The organism is Streptomyces purpurascens, assembly GCF_045040895.1.
Classification (GTDB): domain Bacteria; phylum Actinomycetota; class Actinomycetes; order Streptomycetales; family Streptomycetaceae; genus Streptomyces; species Streptomyces purpurascens.
Map to the genome: position 1 here is coordinate 7,937,152 of NZ_CP108341.1, position 23,689 is coordinate 7,960,840.

The window sequence follows — 23,689 nt, forward strand, 5'->3', positions numbered from 1 at the left end:
ACCGACGGGGCCTCCGGGATCGACCGGAACGCATCGGGCGTCAGCCGACCATGATGCAGGGCGATCCCGCGAGACGACACCCCTGGGCCCGGCACCGTTGGCCCAGGACTCACCCCACCGGCCTGGCTCCCCCCGGGGCGCTTCGCTGTGCCGGTGTCGCCGCACCCTCGGCCCGCTCCGGCCCGGCAGGGCGCAGGCACTCGATCAGGTAGTCGCCGGTGTCGGGGTCGCGGGTCACTCCATGGGTCTCGCTGCCGAAGCCGGGGAAACGGCGGTCGAAGGACTCCAGGGCGCGGAGGTAGCGCAGGAGGGGGCCGTCCGGGGCTCCGACGCTCTCGCCCGGCATGAGTACGGGGATTCCGGGCGGCGTCACGGTGACCATCGCGGCGGCGACGCGTCCGGGCGCGTCGCTCAGCCGGATCCGTTCCGTCCCGTCGCGGATCAGGCGCTGGTAGCAGAGCTGCGGCGGGGCGACCGGCTCCGGGAGCTGCTGGAAGGCGGTGTCGAGGAGCTCGACCAGGCGGGCCTCGCGCAGCTGGTCGTGCATCTCCTGGCAGAGTCCGCGCAGCGTCCGCCCGGCGTAGCGCCGCGGGTGCTCGGCGACCAGCCCGGGCAGCACACGGTCGAGCGGGGCGTCACCGTCGTAGAGATCCTTGAAGTCCATCAGGGCGTCCAGCAGCGTGCCCCACTTGCCCTTGGTGATGCCCATGGAGAACAGCACGAGCGTGGTGTAGCTGTCGGTCTTCTCCACGACGATGCCGCGCGTGCCCAGATACGCGGTGAGCACCCGGGCGGGGATGCCCCAGTCGGCCATGTCGCCCCTCGCGTCGATCCCGGGGCAGGTCAGGGTGACCTTGATCGGGTCGAGCATGCAGTAGCCGTCGGTCAGCCCGGGGAAGCCGTGCCAGTCCGCGCCGGGCTCCAGATGCCAGCAGGACGGCTCGGTCCGCAGCAGGTCCGCCGGCGCCTCGTCGAAGGGCAGGCGGGTGCCGCTCTCCGGATCGGTCACCTCACCGGGCTGCCACACGCCGAAGAACCAGGAAGGCCGGTCCCCGGCGGCCTCGATCCGCCGCCCGAGGCGCACCATCTCCTGGCGGAACCGGACCGCCTCGGTCACCGCCTCGTCGACCAGCCACTGTCCCTGCGGACCGTCCATCATCGCCGTGGCCACGTCCAGCGAGGCGATCATCGGGTACAGCGGTGACGTGGTGCCGTGCATCATCAGCGCCTCGTTGAACCGGTCGTGTTCCACCGGCGCCCGGGGTGCCGGCCTGACGTGCACCATGGCGCCCTGCGACAGCGCCGCCAGCAGCTTGTGGGTCGACTGCGTCGCGAAGACCGTCGGCCGGTCGGGGCCGGGGAAGGCCTCCTGGTCCACCGACATGCCGTAGCGCCCCGCGTAGAGGGGGTGGAAGCGGGCGTAGGCGAACCACGCCTCGTCGAAGTGCAGCCGTGGCGTGCCGGCGGCGAAGGCCCGGGCCGCCGCCACCGCGTCGTAACACAGGCCGTCGTACGTGGAGTTCGTGAACACCGCGTACTGGGCGCGCGACGACACCGCGTCCGCTGTCAGCGGGCTCGCGGCGATCCGCGCCGCCACCGAGTCCGCCGAGATCTCCGCCGGGGGCAGCGGGCCCGCGAGGCCGTAGCCGTTGCGGGTGGGGATCAGGTACACCGGCCGGGCGCCGGAGACGACCAGGCCGTGCAGGACCGACTTGTGGCAGTTGCGGTCCACCAGGGCGATCTCGTCGCGGGTCACGCTGAAGTGGCCGACCAGACGGTTGCAGGTGGAGTCGCCGTGCAGCACGAAGTACGTGTGCTCGGAGCCGAAGACCCGCGCGGCGTTGCGCTCCGCCTCGCCGATCGGCCCGGTGTGCTCGAAGAGCGAGCCGAGCTCCTCGACCGAGATCGACAGGTCGCTGCGCAGCAGCCGCTCCCCGAAGTAGTCGTGGAACGCCCGGCCCACGGGCGACTTCAGGAAGGCGACACCGCCGGAGTGCGCCGGGGTGTGCCACGAGTACTCGTGGGCGTCGTCGAAGCGGCGCAGCGCCTTGAAGAACGGCGGGAGCAGAGCGTCCTGGTAGGCGCGCGCGGCGGTGGCGATCCGCCCCGCGATGAACGCCGGAGTGTCCTCCAGCGGCCACACGTAGCCCACCACCGACTGCGACACCCACAGCGGCAGGTCACGCAGCTCCTCGCCCGCCATGACCAGGAACACCGGCAGGTTCTGGAAGCGGCGCCCGATCCGGCGCAGTACCGCCGCACCGCCCGGTTCCTTCTCGGCCCCCGGCCCGGGCGGCAGATCCCAGGCGACCATCGCGGCGGCGAGCCCCGCCTCGGTCCTGAGCACCGCCTCGGCATCGGCGACGCCCACCACCCACCGCACCTGTAAGCCGCGCGCCCGGATCGCCTCGGCGATCCTCGCCAACTGCCCCGCGGCGGCACCCCCGTCCTCCGGATGCTCCGCGACCGCGACCAGGACCGTGCTGTCGCCCATGTGGTTCCCCTCCCTCGGCGGCCCGCGCCGCCCCCACCTCCAGTCTTCGCGGGCCCGCACGCGTGATCGGCCTGCCGAGCGCCAAACCACCCCATCGGTCCACGGCGCGGACCGCGGCTTGACGCGTCAACGCCCGGGATCGACCTCCGGAGGCACGCCCGCCGCACCCTGCACCGCCCTCCTCAGATGCTCCCCGGTGAACGAACCCTCCGCCTCCAGGAGCTGCCGCGGCGTGCCCTCGAAGACGATCTCGCCGCCGTCCCTGCCGCCGTCCGGACCGAGGTCGATCACCCAGTCGGCGCGGGCGACGACGTCCAGGTTGTGCTCGACGACGATGACCGTGTTGCCCGTGTCGGCCAGCCGGTCCAGCAGGGCGACGAGTCCCTCCACGTCCGCCATGTGCAGGCCGGTCGTCGGTTCGTCGAGCACGTAGACCGCGCCCGTCCGGTGCAGCCGCGTGGCCAGCTTGATGCGCTGCCGCTCGCCCCCGGAGAGGGTCGAGAGGGGCTGGCCGAGCGTCAGATACGTCAGCCCGACGTCCCGCAGGGCACGCAGCCGGCGCCGTACGCCCGTGTCGTCGAAGAAGCCGAGCGCCTGCTCGGCCGTCATCTCCAGGACGTCGGCGATGGAACTGCCCCGCACGGTGAGCCGCAGGACCTCGTCCCGGAAGCGCCGCCCCTCGCAGTCGTGGCAGGTCGTCGTCACCGGGTCCATGAAGGCGAGGTCGGTGTAGCTGATGCCCCGGCCCTCGCAGGTGCCGCAGGCTCCGCTCGAGTTGAAGCTGAAGAAGCCCGCCTCGGCCCCCGTCTCGCGGGCGAAGATCTTCCGTACCGTGTCCATGATCCCCAGATAGGTCGCCGGAGTGGACCGGCCCGAGATCCCGATCGACGACTGGTCGACGACCACGGCCTCGTCGTGGGCGGCGGTGAACTCCGCGACCAGGGTGCTCTTTCCCGACCCGGCGACCCCGGTCACCGCCGTGAGCACACCGGCCGGGAACCGTACGGTGACGTCCCGCAGGTTGTGCCGGTCGGCGCCCTTGACCCACAGGTCGCCGACGGGCCGGCGCACCTCGCCCTTGACCGTCGTACGGGTGCGCAGACAGCGGCCGGTGAGCGTGCCGGACGCGGCCAGCTCGTCCGGCGTTCCCTCGAACACGACCGTGCCGCCGCCGGTACCGGCCCCCGGCCCCATGTCCACCACATGGTCGGCCAGCGCGATCACGTCCGGGTCGTGCTCGACGACCAGCACGGTGTTGCCCTTGTCGCGCAGCCGCAGCAGCAGATCGCCGAGGCGGCCCACATCGCGCGGGTGCAGTCCGACGCTCGGCTCGTCGAAGATGTAGGTCATCCCGCTCAGGCTGGAACCGAGGTGCCGCACCGTCTTCAGCCGCTGCCCCTCCCCGCCGCTGAGCGTCGCCGTCTCCCGGTCGAGGCTGAGGTAGCCGAGCCCGATGGTCTCGATCCGCTCCAGCGCGGCCACCGCCGCCCCCGCGATCACCCCGGCCACCGGGTCGTCGATCTCCTTCAGTACGGCGATGAGGTCGGTGACCTGCATCCGTGCGCAGTCGGCGATGGACCGGCCGTCGATCCGGGTCGCGAGCGCCGCCGCGTTGAGCCGGGCTCCCCGGCAGGCCGGGCAGGCGCCCTCCACCAGGAACTCCCTGACCAGGTCGCGGGTCTTCTGGCTCATGGCCGACAGGTCCCGCTTCAGGTACAGCCGCTCGAAGCGGTCGGCCAGCCCCTCGTACTCGGTGGTCCAGGTGCCGCCGGTGCCGTTGACGGTGACCTTGCTGCCGCCGGGCCGCCCGCGCATCAGGAACTCCCGCTCGGCGGCCGTGAACCGCCCCACCGGCTTGTCCGGGTCCAGGTCGGCGCTGTTCGTGTACGCCTGCCCCTGCCAGGTCCCGGCGGCGAACGGCGGGAAGCGGACCGCCCCGTCGGCGAGGGAGCGGTCCGGGTCCAGGATGCGGTCCCAGTCGGGACGGACCGTACGGCCGAGGCCGTCGCAGTCGGGGCACATGCCCGACGGGTCGTTGAACGAGTACGCCGTCGCCGGCCCGGCGCTCGGGGTGCCGTGCCGGGAGAACAGCACCCGGATCACCGAGTAGACATCCGTCATGGTGCCCACCGTCGACCGGGAGTGGCCGCCGACGGGCCGCTGGTCGACGACGATCGCGGGGGAGAGGTCCTCGAGACCGTCCGCGTGCGGCCGCTCGTACTTGGGCAGCCGGTTGCGGACGAACCACGGATACGTCTCGTTCAGCTGGCGCTGCGACTCCACCGCGATCGTGTCGAACACGACGGACGACTTCCCCGACCCCGAGACGCCGGTGAACACGGTCAGCCGGCCTTTCGGGATGCGGAGGGTGACGTCCTTGAGGTTGTTCTCGCGAGCTCCGGTCAGGGTGATGACATCGTGCGTGAAGTCGGTCATGCCGCCGACGCTAGGCGGAATACCCGACAGCCTCTGGCGTGATTTCCTTCAGTTCTCCGTCCTCCAGCTGCAGCCAGCGCGTGATGCCGATCGACTCCAGGAACGGCAGGTCGTGACTGGCCACGATCAGCGCCCCCTCGTACGACTCCAGGGCCGTGGTCAGCTGCCGCACGCTCGCCATGTCGAGGTTGTTGGTCGGCTCGTCGAGCATGAGCAGCTGCGGCGCGGGCTCCGCCAGCATCAGCGCGGCCAGCGCCGCCCGGAAGCGTTCGCCGCCGGACAGCGTCGCCGCCTTCTGGTCGGCCCGGGCGCCCCGGAACAGGAAGCGGGCCAGCCGCGCCCGGATCCGGTTGTTGGTGGCGTCCGGGGCGAACCGGGCCACGTTCTCGGCGACGGTCAGCTCCCCGTCGAGAACGTCGAGCCGCTGCGGCAGGAACCGCAGCGGCACATGCGTCCGCATCTCGCCCGACTCCGGATCCAGCTCGCCGGTGATCGTGCGCAGCAGCGTGGTCTTGCCCGAGCCGTTGCGCCCGATCAGCGCGACCCGCTCCGGACCGCGCAGCTCGAAGCCGCCCTCCACCCGGGCGCCGTACCGGAGCCCGAGATCCTGGAGGGTGAGGACGGTACGCCCCGGCGGCACGGCCGTGTAGGGCAGGTCGACACGGATCTCGTCGTCGTCCCGTACGGCCTCCACCGCCTCGTCGAGCCGCTCCCTGGCCTCGGCGAGCTTCTCCTCGTGCATGATGCGGTGCTTGCCCGCGGACTCCTGCGCCGCGCGCTTGCGCGCCCCCATGACGATCTTCGGCTCGCGCTTCTGTTCGAACATCTTCTGTCCGTACCGCTTGCGGCGGGCCAGCTTGACCTGGGCGTCGGCCAGTTCGCGCTTCTGTTTGCGGAAGTCGGACTCGGCGACGCGCACCATGCGCTCGGCCGCCTCCTGTTCCACGGCGAGGGCCTCCTCGTAGTCGGAGAAGTTGCCCCCGTACCAGGTGATCTCGCCGGAGCGCAGATCCGCGATCTGGTCCACGAGGTCCAGGAGTTCGCGGTCGTGGCTGACGACCACCATCACGCCCGGCCAGGACTGGACGGCCGCGTACAGCCGCCTGCGCGCGTACAGGTCGAGGTTGTTGGTCGGCTCGTCCAGCAGCAGCACATCGGGGCGGCGCAGCAGCAGCGCGGCCAGTCGCAGCAGGACCGACTCGCCGCCCGAGACCTCGCCGATGGTGCGGTCCAACTCGATGTGCCCGAGCCCGAGTTCGCCCAGGGTGGCCAGGGCGCGCTCCTCGACGTCCCAGTCGTCGCCGACGGTCTCGAAGTGCGCCTCGGACACGTCGCCCGCCTCGATGGCGTGCAGCGCTGCCCGCTGTGCGGCGATGCCGAGCGCCTGGTCGACGCGCAGGGTGGTGTCGAGCGTGACGTTCTGCGGGAGGTAGCCGACCTCGCCGGCCACCCGGACGGCGCCGTCGGCCGGGGCCAGCTCACCGGCGATCAGCTTCAACAGGGTCGACTTTCCCGACCCGTTGACGCCGACCAGGCCGGTCCGGCCCGGCCCGAACGCGACGTCCAGGCCCTCGAAGACGGAGGAGCCGTCGGGCCAGGTGAAGGAGAGGGACGTGACAGTGATGGAAGTAGGCATGCGGGCCTCTTTCGCGGTTGCTTGATGCGGTCAGGGGCAAACGCGTATCGAGACACCTGCGACCAGGGAGGAGGGACTCCACGGGCATGAGAAAAGCCCTGCACCGGAGGACGGCTCAGTCGCCGAGGTCGCACGCAGCGCACACACCACAGGTGTGTGACGCGGTGTCTCAGGACCTCAGACGAGCAACGTCCTTCTCCAATCGGCGGCAACAGGACGCTGAACAACGTACGAGGGGGCGTCGGGCCTGTCAACGAATTAACGTGCGGCCCGAGCTTCCCGAGGAGGCCCCGTGACCGACGGCCCGCTCTCGTTGCCGGCCCGGCTCTGCCTGCTGGCCTGGGGCTCCGCGCGGCCGACGGCCGCCGGCACCGGCCATCCGGCCGTCCTGGTGCGGGCCGGTGCCCTCACCGAACTGGCCCAGCGCGGCCTGCTCACCGACGAGGACGGCATCGCCACGCCGGTCGACCTCGACGCGCGTACCGGTGACGCGGTCCTCGACGGGCTGCTGGAACTGGTCCACGAGTCGTGCCCGCACCCCTGGCGGACATGGGTGACGCTGCGGGCCCGAGTGACCCTCGACGCCGTGCGGGAGCAGCTCGTGGCCGGGGCGTATCTGCGGGCGGAGAAGAAGCGGGTCCTCGGCGTGTTCCCCTCCGTCGACTACGCGCTGGAGCGCGTCGCCGCCGTGGACGCGCTGCGGGAGGAGACGCGGCAGGCGCTCCAGGGGCCGCCGCCCGTCGCCGAGACTTCCTGGCGTGACGCGGCGCTCGTCGCCCTCGCCGCGGCGGCGGACCTGCTGCCCGAGAGGGACGTCCGCGCCCACGAGCAGCGCGTCGAGGAGCTGACCGAGCGTGCCGGGGGTACGGCGCCCGGGCTGCGGAAGATCGTGCGCGAGGTGCGTACGGCGGTGGCGGCGGAGTCGACAGCGTCCGTCCTGCGCTGACCACGTCCAGGTCGGACTCCTGCCAGCCAAGGCCCCCGTCCCGCTGCTTGGGTTGCCGGCATGACGAACCAGAGCGACCGAGCCGCGGCCTTCCGTGCCCTGCACCTCCCCGGGACCCCGCTGGTTCTGCCCAACGCCGGGACGCCGTGAGCGCCCGGCTGGTCGAGGAGGCGGGAGCCGCCGCCGTGGCGACGACCAGCGCCGGGCTCGTCCGGGCGCTCGGCGCGCCGGACGGCGAACGGGTGGACCGCGACGCGGCCCTCGAAGCCGTCGCCCGTATCGCCCGCGCCGTGACCGTCCCCGTGACCGCGGACATCGAGAGCGGCTACGCCGAGGACGCCGCGGGCGTCGCCGCCACCGTCCGAGCGGTTCTCGCCGCGGGAGCGGTGGGGGTGAACATCGAGGACGCCGTACGGCGTCGGCGCCGGAGCGGGCGGTCCGCTGCGGGACCTCGAAGAGCAGGCCGAGCGGATCGCCGCCGCCCGTGAGGCGGCCGACGCGGCGGGTGTGCCGCTGTTCGTCAACGCCCGGACCGACACCTTCCTGAGTGGCGCTGGGGTGGGGGCACCTCCCACGCCTTTCGGGCAGTGGGGGAGGACCTCACCTTGGAGCGGGCCGCCGCGTTCCGCGCCGCCGGGGCCGACGGGATCTTCGTCCCCGGGGCCGTCGACCCGGAGATCGTGAAGGAAGCCGCGCGGGAGCTGCTGGACACGGGGACATACGGGTCACTTGCGGGCGCTCTGGACTACAACGAGGTCAACGCCCTGCCGGCGCAGGGGCGTTGGCTCAGCACGCGTCGCGCATCAGCTCCGCCAGGCCGTGGTCCAGATCCAGCTGGAGGTGCTCGAGACCGACGGGCACGAGCTCGCTCGTGGCCTCCAGGAACCGGCGCACCTCACTGGAGCGGACATGCACGACGGCGGTGCCCTCGGGCGCGTGGAACTCCAGCACGGTGCGGTCGTACCCGTACGGCCGCACCCGCACGTCCCCGTGTCCCTCGGCCTCCTTCAGGCCCGCGGCGAGGAGCTCGCGGGAGAAGGTCCAGCAGACCTCGACACCCTCCAGCGTGGCCGGGGCGGGGAAGGTCATGCGGACGGCGAACGGGTCGCGTCGGTCGTAGTGCAGCGTCGCGGGAATGCTCGGCATACGCGGCGCGGCGGCGACGAGACGGGCCTCCACGGGCTGCTCGATGACGATGGACAACGCCTTGCTCCCTTGTGACGGCTGGACGGACTTCCGGTCGGATTGCGGCCGGGCATTGGAAGAGACGCCGGATTCAGCCAATCCGTGCACACGAAGTGCGAGTGACCTCTGTCACCGTGTTCATGCACCAGAGTGACGTGACTCTCCTCATGTGCCACGGCGGGCACTTGTGGCGCTCACCGGAACAACCGCCGCGGCCGCGAGGCCGTCTGGACGGCGCCCGGGCGGTGGGCTAGCTTCCCCGGCCATGAGGCCCTTGGGGAGCACGCGACGGACGGGACGAACACGGCGCAGGGTGACCGCTGCGGCGGCCTGCGCGGCGGCACTGGCCGCCCTGACCGCCGTACCGGCACAGGCGCACGAGCCGGAGCGCCGGGTGCCGCACTGGGAACTGAAGGACACCGGCACCCCGGACGTTCGGTTCCGCGGCCTCGCCGCCGTCAGCCGGAACACCGCCTGGGTCGCCGGGACCGGCGGCACCGTCCTGCGCACCACCGACGGCGGGGCGAACTGGCGGAACGTCTCGCCCCCGGGTGCGGCGGAGTTGCAGTTCCGGGACGTCGAGGCGTTCGACGCGCGCCGGGCCGTGGTCCTGGCCATCGGTGAGGGCGAGGCGTCCCGGGTGTACCGGACCGACGACGGCGGGGCGACCTGGACGGAGTCCTTCCGCAACACCGACCCGAAGGCCTTCTACGACTGCCTCGCCTTCTTCGACTCCCGCCACGGCCTCGCGATGAGCGACCCGGTGGACGGGAGGTTCCGCATCCTGTCGACCGGTGACGGCGGCCGTACCTGGAAGGTACTGCCGAACGCGGGTATGCCGGCCGCGCAGGAGGGCGAGGCCGGATTCGCGGCGAGCGGCCAGTGTCTGGTCACCTCCGGGCCGAAGGACGTCTGGCTCGCCACCGGCGGGGCCGCACGCGCGCGTGTGCTGCACTCCGCCGACCGAGGGCACACCTGGACGGCCACCGACACGGCCCTCCCGGCGGGCGACGCGGCCCGCGGCGTCTTCGCACTGGCTTTCCGCGACCGCGGCCACGGCCTCGCCGTCGGCGGCGACTTCCGCCCCGACCAGCCCTCCCCGCAGGCCGCCGCGCGCACCTCCGACGGCGGCCGCGCCTGGCGCCCCGCCGCCACATCCCCGCCCGCCTACCGCTCCGGCGTCGCCTGGCTCCCGCACAGCCGCACCGCCGCCCTCGCCGTCGGCCCCACCGGCACCGACCTCACCGCGGACGGCGGCCGCACCTGGCGGACGGTCGACGCCGGTTCCTACGACACCGTCGACTGCACCCCGCACCGAGGGTGCTGGGCCGCCGGTGAGAAGGGCCGGGTTGCCCGCCTGGAGCACTGAGCATGCGGACTGCCCTGATCGTTGGCAGTGTGGGTACTCGTTCACTGGTCGTGAGAGGAAGTGAGCGGTGATGCCACGCGGTTCGAGCTCCAAGCGGGAGCGTCAGTACGAGCACATCAAGGACAGTGCGCGGGACCGGGGCGAGAGCACCGGCCGCGCCAAGGAGATCGCCGCGCGGACGGTGAACAAGGAACGCGCCCGCTCCGGCGAGTCGAAGACCGCCGGCCGAACCTCCACCCAGGACATGTCCTCCGGCAAGCGTGGCGGGCAGCGGTCGGGCCAGGGGTCCCAGGGCCCCACCTACGACCAGCTGTACCAGGAGGCCAAGCGCCGCGGCGTCGACGGCCGCTCCAGCATGAACAAGAGCCAGTTGCAGCGCGCACTGGGCAAGTGAGGCGCACGCCTCAGAGGGTCTCCCGGTAGGCCTCCAGCGCGGGTGCCGTCTTCGTCGCGACGAACTCGGTGACGCGGTACGCGCACACGCCCGCGGTGACGAACGGGTCCCCGGCGGTGATCTCCTCGATCCGCGCACGGTCCCCCGCGACGGCGATGATCACCCCGCCGTCGCGGGGGTTCTTGCGTCCGGACGCGAGGAAGACGCCCCGCTCGTACTGCTCGTCGAGCCACGCCACATGCGCCTCCAGCACGGTGTCGACGGCGTCCAGCGGGGCGGTGTAGGTCAGCTCCAGCACGAACATGATCACGAGCCTACCCCCGGGCACCCGTGCGGCCGGCGGGAAGCCCGTAGGCTCAGGCCACCATGACGACCGTACGCATCCCCGAACACTGGCCCACGACCGAGGAACAGGCCCGCGCCGTCCAGGACGAACTGCGCGAGCGCGTGATCCTCGACGAACCCGGACCGCCGCCCGGCACGGGCCATGTGACGGGGGTCGACGTGGCCTACGACGACGCACGCGATGTCGTCGTCGCGGCGGCGGTCGTCCTGGACGCGTCGAGCCTCGAGGTCGTCGCGGAGGCCACGGCGGTGGGCCGCGTCTCCTTCCCCTACGTGCCCGGACTGCTCGCCTTCCGCGAGATCCCCACGGTCCTGGCCGCCCTCGACGCCCTGCCGCTCCCTCCGGGCCTGGTGGTCTGCGACGGCTACGGCCTGGCCCACCCCCGCCGCTTCGGCCTCGCCAGCCACCTCGGCGTCCTGACCGGCCTCCCCACGATCGGCGTCGCCAAGAACCCCTTCACCTTCGCCTACGACGACCCGGACACCCCGCGCGGCAGCAGTTCCGCGCTGCTCGCCGGCTCCGAGGAGGTCGGTCGCGCCCTGCGCACCCGGGAGGCGGTCAAGCCGGTCTTCGTCTCGGTCGGCCACCGCGTGACGCTCGCGGGCGCCTGCGCCCACACCCTCGCCCTGACCCCCGGGTACCGCCTCCCGGAAACCACCCGCAGAGCGGACGCCCTCTGCCGCAAGGCGCTGCGGGAGACCTACCCGGCCTGACCGGCCACCGCCGACCGAGGAGACCGGCCGGTGTGATCTGAGTACCGGCTCTGAGTACCTGTACGGATGCCCGGCCCCGGCCCTCGTCGGCAGGCTGGGGCGCATGACAACGCACCGCGCTCCCAAGCCTGTTGCCGGACCGACCCAGACGGTCGAGCGTGCCGTCACGATCGGGCTCGTCCTGGCCGTGCTGGCGGGGCTCGCCTGGATCGCCGGGATGATCTACACCATCGCCGAGTGGCCGATGTAGGACGGAGCCCCCTCGGCGTTCCTCAGCGGGTCGACGCGACGCGGAAGCGGATCCCCGCCGCGCGCAGCCGGTCGATCAGCGCGTCGCCCATCGCGACCGCCGTGGTGAGCTGACCCGCCCGCTCCGGCAGGTCGTCGAAGGCCAGGCACAGCGCCGACTCGGCGAGCATCTTCGCCGTCTCGTCGTACCCCGGATCGCCGCCCGAGACCTCCGTGTACACCCGCCTGCCGCCGCCCTCGCCCACGAAGCGCAGGGAGAACCAGCTCTTCGCCCGCTTCTCGGGGCTCGGCCCGTCCCCGGGCTTGAGCCGGTCCGACAACCAGCGCCGCGCGGGCGGCACCTGGGCCGCCGCGACCAGCGCGCCGACGGCCGCGACCCCGCCCACCGCGACGGGCAGGTGCCGGACGGCCGCGTACTGCCGGTAGCGGAAGTCGGGGCCGTACCGCTCGAGGGCCGCCGCCGACCGCCGCACTATCTGCGGGTCGATGGTCGGCATCGGCAGCGCCCAGGCGCCGACCTCCTTGGCGAACCGTGGCGTCCCGGTCGGCGCGGAGACCCGCCGTCCCACCAGCCGCGGCTCGTGCCGTCGCCGGTCCCGCACGGCCGCCGCCATCTCCCGCTGCCGCGCGAACTGGTTCAGGGCCGAGTTGAAGGTGCCGCCCGAGAAGGCCGCGTCGGCGGTCACGAAGCCGTCCACGGTCAGGGGCACGTCCTCGGGCAACTGCTGCACGGTGAAGTACACGCCCAGATCGTGCGGGATCGAGTCGAAGCCGGCGGCGTGCACCAGCCGGGCCCCGGTCTCACGCGCGCGTGCGTCGTGCCGGACGTACATCAGGTCCACGAACTCCGGCTCGCCCGCGAGGTCGAGGTAGTCGGTCCCGGCGTCCGCGCAGGCGGCCACGAGCTCCTCGCCGTACATCACGTACGGGCCGACCGTCGTGGCCACCACGCGCGCCTGCTCGGCGAGGGAGCGCAGCGAGGCCGGGTCGGAGACGTCCGCCCGCACCACCCCCACCTGCGCGTCGTCCGGCAGCCGCTCGCGCAGCCGCTCCAGCTTCTCCGCGCTGCGGCCCGCGATCGCCCAGCGCAGTCCGTCCGGTGCGTGCGCGGCCAGATACTCCGCGGTGAGCACTCCGGCGAAACTGGTGGCTCCGAAGAGCACGATGTCGTACGGACGGTCCGTCCTGTTCAGCCTGCTCATGACACCCCTCGGTCGTGCAGCCCGTGCCGCTGTCGGTGGCCGAGGCTAGCGTGAGGAGTGCGGAGCCCGACGACGAGCCCGGAGGAACGACGATGGCCGTGCCCAGGAATGCCCTGAAGAAGTGGGAGAAAGTGCGCGAGTTCGCGCTGGGGCTGCCGGGTGCCGTCGAGGAGTTCCCCTGGGGCGAGTCCGTCGCGAAGGCCAACAAGAAGGTGTTCGTCTTCCTCGGCGTCCAGGACGGCAGTTACCCCCTGGGTGTGACGGTGAAGCTCAAGGACGAGACGGCCCACGCCCACGCCCTGTCCAGCCCCGGCGCCGAGCCCGCCGGATACGGCCTGGGGAAGTCCGGCTGGGTGAGCGTCCCCCTGGAGCGGCCGGGCGCCCCGGCCGCGGAGATGCTCTGCGACTGGGTGGAAGAGAGCTATCGGGTGATCGCGCCGAAACGGCTGATAGCGGAACTGGACGAAGGCTGACTCCGTCGGGCAGATTACTAAGCGCTTGCTCTCTTCAGGTCTTGTGTCGATCGGAACGCGTTCTTAGCATCACTGGTGTTACATCAGTTGTGTCACAGCACTGGGGGCTGGATGACCACGGCAAGGACGCCAGGACACGGCCCGCTCGGCGGCGTGCGCGTCGTCGAGCTGGCCGGCATCGGGCCCGGCCCGTTCGCCGCCATGCTCCTGGCCGACCTCGGGGCCGACGTCGTGCGCGTGGACCGCCCCGGCGGCCCCGGACTGGCGATCGACCCGGCGTACGACGTCACCAACCGCAACAAGCGCTCGGTGGTCGTCGACCTGAAGGCCCCGGACGGCCCCGGCCGTGTGCTCGACCTCGCCGCACGCGCCGACATCCTGGTCGAGGGCTACCGCCCCGGTGTCGCCGAGCGCCTGGGCGTCGGCCCCGAGGCCTGCCACGCCCGCAACCCGCGCCTCGTCTACGGGCGGATGACCGGCTGGGGGCAGGACGGCCCGCTCGCCGGGCGCGCCGGGCACGACATCGCGTACATCGCCCCCACCGGCACGCTCGGCATGATCGGCCGGCCGGACGAGCCGCCGGCCGTCCCGGCCAACCTCCTCGGCGACTACGCGGGCGGCTCCCTGTACCTCGTCGTCGGCGTCCTGGCCGCGCTGAACCACGCGCGCGCGACCGGCACCGGCCAGGTCGTCGACGCCGCCATCGTCGACGGCACCGCCCACCTCGCCACGATGATCCACGGCATGCTCGCCGCCGGCGGCTGGCAGGACCGCCGCGGCGCCAACCTCCTCGACGGCGGCTGCCCGTACTACGGGACGTACGAGACGGCCGACGGCCTGCACATGGCCGTCGGCGCGCTGGAGCCGCAGTTCTACGAGGAGTTCCTGACCCTCCTCGGCATCGAGGACCAGGCCGCGGCCCGCAAGGACGTCACCCGGTGGGGCGAACTGCGCGAACAGATCGCGATCCGCTTCAAGACCCGGACGAGGGACGAGTGGACGGCCGTCTTCGAGGGCTCCGACGCGTGCGTGGCGCCCGTCCTGTCCCTGCGCGAGGCCCCGCACCACCCGCATCTCGCCGCCCGCGGCACCTTCACCGACCACGGCGGCATCACCCAGCCCGCCCCGGCCCCCCGTTTCTCAGCGACCCCGACCTCCGTCCGCACCGGCCCGGCGCGGCCGGGCGCCGACACGGCGGACGTCGCCCGGGACTGGGACGTCCCCGGGCTCCTCACAGCGCCCCGCAACCCTCAGTGAAAGGCCCCCTCGTGAGCACCGAAGCGTACGTGTACGACGCGATCCGCACCCCGCGCGGCCGCGGCAAGGCCAACGGCTCCCTGCACGGCACCAAGCCCATCGACCTGGTCGTCGGACTCATCCACGAGATCCGCGCCCGCTTCCCCGGCCTCGACCCGGCCGCCGTCGACGACATCGTGCTCGGCGTCGTCGGCCCGGTCGGCGACCAGGGCTCCGACATCGCCCGGATCGCCGCCATCGCCGCGGGCCTGCCCGACACGGTGGCCGGCGTGCAGGAGAACCGCTTCTGTGCCTCGGGCCTCGAGGCAGTCAACCTGGCCGCCGCCAAGGTGCGTTCCGGCTGGGAGGACCTCGTCCTCGCGGGCGGCGTGGAGTCGATGTCCCGGGTGCCGATGGCCTCCGACGGCGGCGCCTGGTTCAACGACCCGATGACCAACCTCGACGTGAACTTCGTGCCGCAGGGCATCGGCGCCGACCTCATCGCCACCATCGAGGGCTTCTCCCGGCGGGACGTCGACGAGTACGCGGCGCTCTCCCAGGAGCGCGCCGCCACCGCCACGAAGGACGGCCGCTTCGAGAGGTCCGTCGTCCCGGTGAAGGACCGCAGCGGCCTCGTCGTCCTCGACCACGACGAGTTCCCGCGCCCCGGCACCACCGCCGACTCCCTGGCCAAGCTCAAGCCGTCCTTCGCCGACATCGGCGAACTCGGCGGCTTCGACGCGGTGGCGCTCCAGCAGTACCACTGGGTGGAGAAGATCGACCACGTCCACCACGCGGGCAACTCCTCCGGCATCGTGGACGGCGCCTCGCTCGTCGCGATCGGCTCCAAGGAGGTCGGCGAGCGCTACGGCCTCACGCCGCGCGCGCGGATCGTCTCCGCCGCCGTGTCCGGCTCCGAGCCCACGATCATGCTCACCGGCCCCGCCCCCGCCACCCGCAAGGCCCTCGCCAAGGCCGGACTGACCATCGACGACATCGACCTCGTCGAGATCAACGAGGCGTTCGCGGCGGTCGTGCTGCGCTTCGTGAAGGACATGGGCCTGTCCCTGGACAAGGTCAACGTCAACGGCGGCGCGATCGCCCTCGGCCACCCCCTCGGCGCGACCGGCGCGATGATCCTCGGCACGCTCGTCGACGAACTGGAGCGCCAGGACAAGCGCTACGGCCTCGCCACGCTGTGCGTGGGCGGCGGCATGGGCGTCGCCACGATCGTCGAGCGCATCTGACCCCCTCCCAACGGATCACTACGGAGCACATCCCCATGAGCACTGAATCCACCACCATCCGCTGGGAACAGGACCGCACCGGCCTCGTCACCCTCGTCATCGACGACCCGAACCAGTCCGCGAACACCATGAACCAGGCGTTCCGCGACTCGCTCGCCGCCGTCACCGACCGCCTGGAGGCCGAGAAGGACTCCATCCGGGGCGTCATCATCACCTCCGCCAAGAAGACCTTCTTCGCCGGCGGCGACCTGCGCGACCTGATCCGCGTCACCCCCGGGACGGCCCAGGAGCTGTTCGACGGCGGCATGGCGATCAAGCGGAACCTGCGCCGCATCGAGACCCTCGGCAAGCCGGTCGTCGCCGCGCTCAACGGCGCGGCCCTCGGCGGCGGTTACGAGATCGCCCTGGCCTGCCACCACCGCGTCGCGCTCGACGCGCCCGGCTCGAAGATCGGCTGCCCCGAGGTCACCCTCGGCCTGCTCCCCGGAGGCGGCGGCGTCGTCCGCACCGTCCGCCTGCTCGGCATCGCCGACGCCCTGCTGAAGGTCCTCCTCCAGGGCACCCAGTACAGCCCGCGCCGCGCGCGGGAGAACGGGCTCGTCGACGACGTCGCCGAGACCCAGGAGGAACTGCTCGCCAAGGCCCGCGCCTTCATCGACGCCAACCCGGAGTCCCAGCAGCCCTGGGACAAGCCGGGCTACCGCATCCCGGGCGGCACGCCCGCCAACCCCAAGTTCGCCGCGAATCTGCCCGCCTTCCCGGCGAATCTGCGCAAGCAGACGGGCGGCGCCCCCTACCCGGCGCCGCGCAACATCCTCGCCGCCGCCGTCGAGGGCTCCCAGGTCGACTTCGAGACCGCCCAGGTCATCGAGGCCCGCTACTTCGTGGACCTCGCGGCCGGGCAGACGTCGAAGAACATGATCCAGGCCTTCTTCTTCGACCTCCAGGCCGTCAACTCGGGTGCCAACCGGCCCAAGGGCATCGAGCCCCGCAAGGTCCGCAAGGTCGCCGTCCTCGGCGCCGGCATGATGGGCGCGGGCATCGCCTACTCCTGCGCCCGCGCCGGCATCGACGTCGTCCTGAAGGACGTCTCCCTGGAGTCGGCCCTCAAGGGCAAGGGCTACTCCGAGAAGCTGTGCGCCAAGGCCGTCTCCAAGGGCCGTACGACCCAGCAGAAGGCGGACGCGCTGCTCGCCCGCATCACACCCACCGCCGAGGCGCAGGACCTGGCCGGCTGCGACGCCGTCATCGAGGCCGTCTTCGAGGACACGTCCCTCAAGCACAAGGTGTTCCAGGAGATCCAGAACGTCGTGGCGCCCGACGCGCTGCTGTGCTCCAACACCTCCACCCTCCCCATCACCGCACTCGCCGAGGGCGTCGAGCGCCAGAGCGACTTCATCGGACTGCACTTCTTCTCGCCCGTCGACAAGATGCCGCTCGTCGAGATCATCAAGGGCGAGCGCACGGGTGAGGAGGCCCTGGCCCGCGCCTTCGACCTGGTCCGGCAGATCAACAAGACCCCGATCGTCGTCAACGACTCGCGCGGCTTCTTCACCTCCCGCGTCATCGGGCACTTCATCAACGAGGGCGTCGCCATGGTCGGCGAGGGCATCGAGCCCGCGTCGGTCGAGCAGGCCGCCGCCCAGGCCGGCTACCCGGCCAAGGTGCTGTCCCTGATGGACGAGCTGACGCTGACGCTGCCCCGCAAGATCCGGGGCGAGACGAAGCGGGCCGTCGAGGAGGCGGGCGGCACCTGGACGGCCCACCCCGCCGAGGCCGTCATCGACCGCATGGTCGACGAGTTCGACCGCACGGGCCGCAGCGGCGGCGCCGGCTTCTACGACTACGGCGACGACGGCAAGCGCGCCGGGCTGTGGCCGGGACTGCGCGAGCACTACACCAAGCCCGGGTATCAGATCCCGTTCGAGGACATGAAGGAGCGCATGCTCTTCTCCGAGGCGCTGGACACCGTCCGGCTGCTGGAGGAGGGCGTGCTGACCTCGGTCGCCGACGCCAACATCGGCTCGATCTTCGGCATCGGCTTCCCGGGCTGGACCGGCGGCGTGCTCCAGTACATCAACGGCTACGAGGGAGGCCTGCCCGGATTCGTGGCACGCGCGCGTGAACTCGCCGAGCGCTACGGCGACCGGTTCGCACCGCCCGCGCTGCTCGTGGACAAGGCGGAGAAGGGGGAGCGGTTCAGCGACTCAGCCCGGGGCTGACTCTTCCGGAGGCTCCGTGAGCCACTCGCCCAGCTCTTCCTTCAGCGACCGCTGAAAGGCCGTGAGGAGCGCCTGCACCACCAGAGGGTGCATGTGCGCCGACAGGGACCGCACGTCCCGGGCGTCACGCTCAGCCACCTCGCCCCGGAAGAGCTGGGAGAGTTCACGGGCCGCGGCGCGCGTGTGTTCGATGAGAACCTTGCGCGCCGCGAAGATCGCCTCCTGGGAGAGCGGCACGTCCAGCAGTCCGACGCCCAGCCGGAGCAGACCGAGGTCGGCCTCGTACCCGTTGTCCCCGGGCCGGACCACGCCCATCGCGGCCAGCCGCTCGACGTCCTCGGCGCCGAGCGGCCGCCCGGCCCGCCGCTCCAGCTCCTGCCGCGTGACCGTCTCGACGGTGTCCGGCGCCCAGGAGGCCACCACGGCCCGGTGGATGGCGAAGTCGTGCGCGCTCAGGTCCGGCGGAAGTCGCCGCAGATAGCGCTCTATGCCCGAGAGCGTCATGCCCTGCCGCTGCAACTCCTCGATCAGCGCCAGCCGGTCCAGGTGCTCCTGCCCGTAGTGCCCCACCCGCCGGGGGCCGAGCACCGGCGGCGGCAGCAGCCCCTTCGTGCCGTAGAAGCGGACCGTGCGCACCGTGACACCGGCCCGGGCGGCCAGCTCGTCGATCGTGAGGGTCGGCTCCTCGGTGTCGGTCGTCATGTGCAGCAGTATCGCTGTCTCACCAGTGCTGTGAAACCTCGGTCGCATCCCCGCATGACCATGAAGTGAACAGCCGGTGATCGCTGTGCCTGTTCCTGGTGGACCTTGTGAGAAGTGACGCTGTGTGACGCCCGTCACCGAATGCGCGCAGACCGGTGTGGGAAGGTGCAGCCTTGGTCCGCGCCGCGTCATAAGGGTGGTGCGGGCCATCGCACTGTACGGACCCCGGGCCCACGACGTCCGGGGTGATCCAGAGAGTGGAACCACCCGTGAGCAAGGACGCCGTCAACACGGCTGCGGCGACGCCGCGTACCGATGCGGCCCAGGTGCCCGCGGACGCGGGCGACGCCGGCTACAGCAAGGACCTCAAGCCCCGCCACGTCAACATGATCGCCATCGGTGGCGCGATCGGCACCGGACTCTTCCTGGGTGCCGGCGGGCGGCTGCACAACGCGGGCCCGGCGCTGGCGATCGCCTACCTGGTGTGCGGCATCTTCGCCTTCTTCGTCGTGAAGGCCCTCGGCGAACTCGTGCTCTACCGCCCCTCCTCGGGCTCCTTCGTGTCGTACGCGCGCGAGTTCCTCGGTGAGAAGGGCGCCTACGTCGCCGGCTGGATGTACTTCCTGAACTGGTCGACCACCGGCATCGCCGACATCACCGCGATCGCGCTCTACACGCACTACTGGAGCCTGTTCACCGACATCCCGCAGTGGGTGCTCGCGCTGGTCGCGCTCGCGGTCGTGCTGGCCGTGAACCTGATCTCGGTGAAGATCTTCGGCGAGATGGAGTTCTGGTTCTCCATCATCAAGGTGGCCACGCTCGTCGGCTTCATGCTCATCGGCATCTTCCTGCTGGCCACGCAGCACAAGGTGGGCGGCCAGACGCCGGGCATGAGCGTGATCACGGAGAACGGCGGCGTCTTCCCGCACGGCATGATGCCCGTCGTCCTGGTCATGCAGGGCGTGATCTTCGCGTACGCCGCGCTGGAGCTGGTCGGTGTCGCCGCGGGTGAGACCGCCGAGCCGGAGAAGGTCGTCCCGCGCGCGGTGAACTCGATCATGTGGCGGGTCGGGCTCTTCTACGTCGGCTCGGTCGTCCTGCTGGCCCTGCTCCTGCCCGGCTCGGTCTACTCGGCCGACCAGAGCCCCTTCGTCACGGTCCTGTCGAAGATCGGCATCCCCGCGGCGGGCGACGTGATGAACCTGGTCGTCCTGACGGCCGCCATGTCCTCGCTGAACTCGGGCCTGTACTCCACGGGCCGCATCCTGCGCTCCATGGCGATGGCCGGTTCCGCGCCCAAGTTCACCGCCCGCATGAACCGCAGCCAGGTCCCCTACGGCGGCATCCTGCTCACCTGCGCGGTGTGCGTGCTCGGCGTCGGACTGAACTACCTCGTGCCGGCCCAGGCCTTCGAGATCGTGCTGAACGTCGCCTCCCTCGGCATCATCAGCACCTGGGTGATCATCATGATCTGCCACCTGGTCTTCGTCCGCCGTGCCAAGGCGGGCCTGGTCGACCGCCCCTCCTTCCGCCTCCCCGGCAGCCCGGTCACGGAGATCACCACGATCGTCTTCCTGCTGGCCTGCCTCGCCATGATGTGGAACGACCCCGAGGTCGGCCGCAAGACACTCCTGCTCGTCCCGCTGATCGCGGCCATGCTGGTCGCGGGCTGGTTCGGCATCCGCCGCCGGGTGTCCGCGACGGCCGACCAGGAGCTGTCCCAGCTCACGAAGTAGCAGGCCGGGGCCATGGTCAGTGGCCGCGTCCACGGTGGCGTCATGTCGGGGATCAGGTATGTCCGGGGTGACGCCACCGTGCCCGGCACCGGGGCCGCGCGGCGAACGACTTCGGGCTGGGCGCGGTGCGGTTCGTGCAGGTCGAGCCGTATGTGTGGGTGGCCAACATGATCGGCCGGCGCGGCATCAGGGCCGGCAGCAAGGGCGCCCCCGTCCGCTACGAGGCGATCGACACGGCCCTCGGCTCCCTCGCCGGCAAGGCCGCCGAGCTGGGCGCGTCCGTGCACATGCCGCGCATCGGCTGCGGCCTGGCCGGCGGGAAGTGGTCCCGCGTCGAGCCGCTCGTCGAGGAGCGGCTGGTGCGACAGGGGATAGGGGATACGGGTGACGGTGTACGACCACGGGGACTGAGGCGACGCGGCTCGGACCGGCTCAGCCCTTGCCCCCGCCCCCCGACAGGGGTCAGCCCTGCCCGTCGAAACCCCGCAGCAGGCACTCGGCCAGGCGTTCCGCGAGCGACCCGTCGGGATCCAGCCGGGGGTTGAAGATCGCGACGTCGAGGCCCACCGCTCCGCCGTCGGACAGTGCCGTGCGCAGGACGGTTTCCAGTTCCTGCCAGGTCAGGCCGCCCGGCAGCCGGTAGTCGACGGCGGGCATGGCCGCGTCGTCCAGCACGTCGACGTCGAGATGGACCCAGTACCCGGCGCCCGCGCCGTCGCCCGTCAGCAGCCCGACCGCGCGCCGGGCCGCCTCGGCCGCCCCCAGGTCACGCACGGTGTCGAGCTCCATCGCGTGCAGCGCGGACGGCAGCGGCTGCATGCCGTACGCCGCGGACTCCTCCGTGTCCCGGAACCCCAGGGCGACGACGTCCTCGTCCCGCACCAGGGGGCCCCGGCCCTCCAGGTCGGCCAGGACGCGCGGACCGCGCCCGGTGGCCAGGGCGAGTTCCATGGAGGCCGCCTCACCGGCCGGTTCCGCCGACGGCTGGTAGAAGTCGGTGTGCCCGTCGAGGAAGAGCAGCCCGTGCCAATCCCGGCGGCGCAGCGCGAGCAGATTGCCGAGCAGCACGCTGCAGTCGCCGCCCAGCACCACCGGGAACCGGCCGTCGTCGAGGACAGCGGAGACGGCATCGGCCAGGGCGACGGAGTACGCGGCGATGCCGTCGGGGTTGAGCACCCCGGTCTCAGGATCCCTTTCCGGGTCGTACGCGGGTGGCTCCACCCGGCCCGCCCGCACCGCGCCGAGGCCTTCGGCCAGCCCGGCCCCGAGCAGCGCCTCCGGCAGTCCCTCGACCCCGGTCGGGCGCAGCCCCAGCACGGACGGTGCCTCGATGATCGCCGCATCCCGCACGCCCGGCTCCCTTCACCCGCCGGCCGACGCGCCGCCCGGGCCCATACGCCGGACGCGCATGGGCCCACCGTAGACCGCCGTGCGGGAGGAGGCGCGTCAGCGCTTGTGCTCGCCGCTCCCGTGCCGCGCGTGCTCGTGAACCCCGTCGGTCGCGGCGATCTTCTTCCACGACCTCGGCTGTGACACCGTCCCGCCGGCCTTCGCGACGGACACGGTCCGGGCCGCCGCCGACGCCGGCTTGGACGCCTGGAACAGCCATGTGTCGAACAGCGCGGCCAGGGGCTTCCCGGACACTTCCTCGGCGTAGCGCCGGAAGTCGGCGACCGACGCGTTGCCATGGGCGTACTTCTGCGGCCAGCCCTTGAGGATCGCGAAGAACGCCTCGTCACCGATCTCGTTGCGCAGCGCCTGCACGGCCAGCGCGCCCCGGTCGTAGACCGCCGCGTCGAACTGGTTCTCCGGACCCGGGTCCCCGGGCTTCACCGTCCAGAACGAGTCGTCCGCCGGATGCGAGGCGTACACGTAGTCGGCGAGTTCCTGAGCGGTGCCCTCGCCCTCGTGCTCGGACCACAGCCACTGCGCGTACCGCGCGAACCCCTCGTTGATCCAGATGTCCTGCCAGCGCTTGAGGGACACGTCGTCCCCGTACCACTGGTGGGCGATCTCATGGACGACGAGGGACACGTTCGACCCGTTCGCGAACTGTCGCGGGCTGTAGTACGGCCGGGTCTGGGTCTCCAGCGCGTACCCCGTGGTGGTGTTCGGCACATAGCCGCCGAGCGCGTTGTAGGGGTACGGCCCGAAGTACCCGGCCAGCCAGTCCGCGATCTCCCCGGTCCGTTCGATGCTCGCCCGCGCCGCGCCGGCGTGGTCGCCCAGGTCCTTGCTGTAGGCGTTGAGGACCGGAATGCCGCTCTCGGTCGTGCCCGTCGTGATGTCGAACTTCCCGACCGCCAGCGTGGCGAGGTACGTGGCCTGCGGCTTGTTCGAGCGCCAGTTCCAACGGGTCCAGCCGAGGCGCGAACTCGTCGACTGGAGCGTGCCGTTGGAGATGGCCTGCGTGCCGTCCGGGACCAGTACGGACACGTCGTAGGTGGCCTTGTCGAGCGGGTGGTCGTTGCCCGGGAACCACCACGCCGCGGCCTCGGGCTCGTTCGCCGCGACACCGCCGTCCGGAGTGCGGTGCCAGCTGGTGAAGCCGTAGGCCTTCTTCGACGACGGCACCCCGCGGTAGCGCACGACGACCGTGACGGACGCGCCCTTGGCCAGCGGCGTCTTCGGCGTGATCTCCAGCTCGTGCTCGCCCGACGTCGTGAACGAGGCCTTCGCGCCGTTGACGCGCACCTCGCCGACATCCAGCAGGAAGTCCAGGTTGAACCTCGACAGCTCCTGCGTGGTGCGGGCCACGAGGGTCGCCGTGCCCTCCAGTTCGTCCGTGGCCGGCTGGTACTTCAGCCGGAGGTCGTAGTGGGAGACGTCGTATCCGCCGTTCCCGTAGGCCGGGTAGTAGGGGTCACCGATACCCGGCGCGCCGGGGGAGTGGGGCGCGGCCGACGCCGGGATCGCCAGCAGGAGAACGGCCGCTGCCAGGGCTCCCGGCGCGATGATTCTGCGGTGCACGCAAGGCTCCAAGTCGTAGGTCCCGAAATGCTGTCCGGAGCCTATTGACTCCCTGTGTCACTAGTCATGTCCATGGTCCCTGCTGTCACACGATCGCCATTCGGCCGACATGAGGCACCCGCCCCTCGGGCCC

21 protein-coding genes and 1 pseudogene are annotated in these 23,689 nt (G+C 71.9%); 13 read left to right on the forward strand and 9 right to left on the reverse strand.

Going from position 1 to position 23,689, the window contains the following annotated elements:
- Nucleotides 1-109 precede the first annotated feature (109 nt).
- From OHU35_RS36070 to OHU35_RS36080, 3 genes are all read right to left on the reverse strand, one after another.
- Nucleotides 110-2,494, reverse strand: coding sequence for an Orn/Lys/Arg decarboxylase N-terminal domain-containing protein (locus OHU35_RS36070; protein WP_405508279.1), 2,385 nt, complete (start codon nt 2,492-2,494; stop codon nt 110-112).
- Between the two features lie 126 nt (nt 2,495-2,620).
- Nucleotides 2,621-4,930, reverse strand: a complete 2,310-nt coding sequence (locus OHU35_RS36075) for an excinuclease ABC subunit UvrA (protein WP_359889536.1) — start codon at nt 4,928-4,930, stop codon at nt 2,621-2,623.
- 10 nt (nt 4,931-4,940) lie between these two features.
- Nucleotides 4,941-6,566 carry an ABC-F family ATP-binding cassette domain-containing protein gene (locus tag OHU35_RS36080; protein WP_189726047.1) on the reverse strand — a complete coding sequence of 542 codons (1,626 nt, stop codon included), beginning with the start codon at nt 6,564-6,566 and terminating at the stop codon, nt 4,941-4,943.
- Nucleotides 6,567-6,858: 292 nt separating this feature from the next.
- Here OHU35_RS36080 and OHU35_RS36085 point away from each other — a divergent pair, with 292 nt between their 5' ends.
- From OHU35_RS36085 to OHU35_RS36095, 3 genes are all read left to right on the forward strand, one after another.
- Nucleotides 6,859-7,512 (forward strand): GPP34 family phosphoprotein, encoded by a 654-nt coding sequence (locus OHU35_RS36085; protein WP_405508281.1) that lies wholly within the window; start codon nt 6,859-6,861, stop codon nt 7,510-7,512.
- A gap of 146 nt (nt 7,513-7,658) precedes the next feature.
- On the forward strand, nt 7,659-8,000 hold the full coding sequence (locus OHU35_RS36090) for an isocitrate lyase/phosphoenolpyruvate mutase family protein (protein WP_405508283.1): 342 nt from the start codon (nt 7,659-7,661) through the stop codon (nt 7,998-8,000).
- Entirely contained in the window at nt 7,984-8,196 is a 213-nt protein-coding gene (locus OHU35_RS36095) for a hypothetical protein (protein ID WP_372498759.1), read from the forward strand. Before OHU35_RS36090 ends, OHU35_RS36095 begins: the two co-directional genes overlap by 17 nt.
- A 102-nt stretch (nt 8,197-8,298) precedes the next feature.
- On the opposite strand, the gene OHU35_RS36100 is transcribed toward OHU35_RS36095, so the two are convergent.
- Nucleotides 8,299-8,715, reverse strand: coding sequence for an SsgA family sporulation/cell division regulator (locus tag OHU35_RS36100; RefSeq protein ID WP_184588159.1), 417 nt, complete (start codon nt 8,713-8,715; stop codon nt 8,299-8,301).
- Between the two features lie 247 nt (nt 8,716-8,962).
- Here OHU35_RS36100 and OHU35_RS36105 point away from each other — a divergent pair, with 247 nt between their 5' ends.
- Both OHU35_RS36105 and OHU35_RS36110 read left to right on the forward strand, forming a co-directional pair.
- On the forward strand, nt 8,963-10,066 hold the full coding sequence (locus OHU35_RS36105; RefSeq protein WP_405508285.1) for a WD40/YVTN/BNR-like repeat-containing protein: 1,104 nt from the start codon (nt 8,963-8,965) through the stop codon (nt 10,064-10,066).
- A 70-nt stretch (nt 10,067-10,136) separates the two neighbouring features.
- Complete coding sequence (locus OHU35_RS36110; protein WP_189726044.1) at nt 10,137-10,460, forward strand: plasmid stabilization protein; 324 nt, start codon at nt 10,137-10,139, stop codon at nt 10,458-10,460.
- Nucleotides 10,461-10,470: 10 nt separating this feature from the next.
- Here the strand turns inward: OHU35_RS36110 and OHU35_RS36115 are convergent, their stop codons facing one another.
- Nucleotides 10,471-10,764, reverse strand: coding sequence for a YciI family protein (locus OHU35_RS36115; RefSeq protein WP_189726043.1), 294 nt, complete (start codon nt 10,762-10,764; stop codon nt 10,471-10,473).
- Between the two features lie 62 nt (nt 10,765-10,826).
- Here OHU35_RS36115 and OHU35_RS36120 point away from each other — a divergent pair, with 62 nt between their 5' ends.
- Nucleotides 10,827-11,519: an endonuclease V gene (locus tag OHU35_RS36120; RefSeq protein WP_405508287.1), complete on the forward strand. Its 693-nt coding sequence runs from the start codon at nt 10,827-10,829 to the stop codon at nt 11,517-11,519.
- 103 nt (nt 11,520-11,622) lie between these two features.
- Complete coding sequence (mmpA, locus tag OHU35_RS36125) at nt 11,623-11,769, forward strand: morphogenic membrane protein MmpA (protein WP_184588153.1); 147 nt, start codon at nt 11,623-11,625, stop codon at nt 11,767-11,769.
- Between the two features lie 22 nt (nt 11,770-11,791).
- Here mmpA and OHU35_RS36130 read toward each other — a convergent pair whose 3' ends face one another.
- A complete protein-coding gene (locus OHU35_RS36130) occupies nt 11,792-12,970 on the reverse strand; it encodes a saccharopine dehydrogenase family protein (RefSeq protein WP_405508289.1) in 1,179 nt (392 codons plus the stop codon).
- Between the two features lie 92 nt (nt 12,971-13,062).
- On the opposite strand from OHU35_RS36130, the gene OHU35_RS36135 reads away from it, so the two are divergent.
- The 4 genes from OHU35_RS36135 to OHU35_RS36150 all read left to right on the forward strand — a co-directional run bounded on the left by OHU35_RS36135 (nt 13,063) and on the right by OHU35_RS36150 (nt 18,148).
- Nucleotides 13,063-13,443 (forward strand): MmcQ/YjbR family DNA-binding protein, encoded by a 381-nt coding sequence (locus OHU35_RS36135; RefSeq protein WP_405508290.1) that lies wholly within the window; start codon nt 13,063-13,065, stop codon nt 13,441-13,443.
- A 111-nt stretch (nt 13,444-13,554) separates the two neighbouring features.
- Nucleotides 13,555-14,700, forward strand: coding sequence for a CaiB/BaiF CoA transferase family protein (locus OHU35_RS36140; RefSeq protein WP_405508292.1), 1,146 nt, complete (start codon nt 13,555-13,557; stop codon nt 14,698-14,700).
- An 11-nt stretch (nt 14,701-14,711) separates the two neighbouring features.
- Nucleotides 14,712-15,926 (forward strand): acetyl-CoA C-acetyltransferase, encoded by a 1,215-nt coding sequence (locus OHU35_RS36145; RefSeq protein ID WP_189726037.1) that lies wholly within the window; start codon nt 14,712-14,714, stop codon nt 15,924-15,926.
- Nucleotides 15,927-15,961: 35 nt separating this feature from the next.
- Nucleotides 15,962-18,148, forward strand: coding sequence for a 3-hydroxyacyl-CoA dehydrogenase NAD-binding domain-containing protein (locus OHU35_RS36150; protein ID WP_405508294.1), 2,187 nt, complete (start codon nt 15,962-15,964; stop codon nt 18,146-18,148).
- Here OHU35_RS36150 and OHU35_RS36155 read toward each other — a convergent pair.
- On the reverse strand, nt 18,134-18,850 hold the full coding sequence (locus OHU35_RS36155) for a MerR family transcriptional regulator (protein WP_405508296.1): 717 nt from the start codon (nt 18,848-18,850) through the stop codon (nt 18,134-18,136). The two genes, OHU35_RS36150 and OHU35_RS36155, sit on opposite strands and share 15 nt — an antisense overlap.
- Nucleotides 18,851-19,119: 269 nt before the next feature.
- On the opposite strand from OHU35_RS36155, the gene OHU35_RS36160 reads away from it, so the two are divergent.
- Nucleotides 19,120-20,586 carry an amino acid permease gene (locus tag OHU35_RS36160; RefSeq protein ID WP_359889558.1) on the forward strand — a complete coding sequence of 489 codons (1,467 nt, stop codon included), beginning with the start codon at nt 19,120-19,122 and terminating at the stop codon, nt 20,584-20,586.
- A 74-nt stretch (nt 20,587-20,660) separates the two neighbouring features.
- Nucleotides 20,661-20,997, forward strand: a pseudogene (locus OHU35_RS36165) (Appr-1-p processing protein); the annotation flags it as partial.
- 51 nt (nt 20,998-21,048) lie between these two features.
- On the opposite strand, the gene OHU35_RS36170 reads toward OHU35_RS36165, so the two are convergent.
- Nucleotides 21,049-21,936, reverse strand: a complete 888-nt coding sequence (locus tag OHU35_RS36170) for an arginase family protein (RefSeq protein ID WP_405508298.1) — start codon at nt 21,934-21,936, stop codon at nt 21,049-21,051.
- A gap of 96 nt (nt 21,937-22,032) precedes the next feature.
- Complete coding sequence (locus OHU35_RS36175) at nt 22,033-23,556, reverse strand: M1 family metallopeptidase (protein WP_405508300.1); 1,524 nt, start codon at nt 23,554-23,556, stop codon at nt 22,033-22,035.
- Nucleotides 23,557-23,689 lie beyond the last annotated feature (133 nt).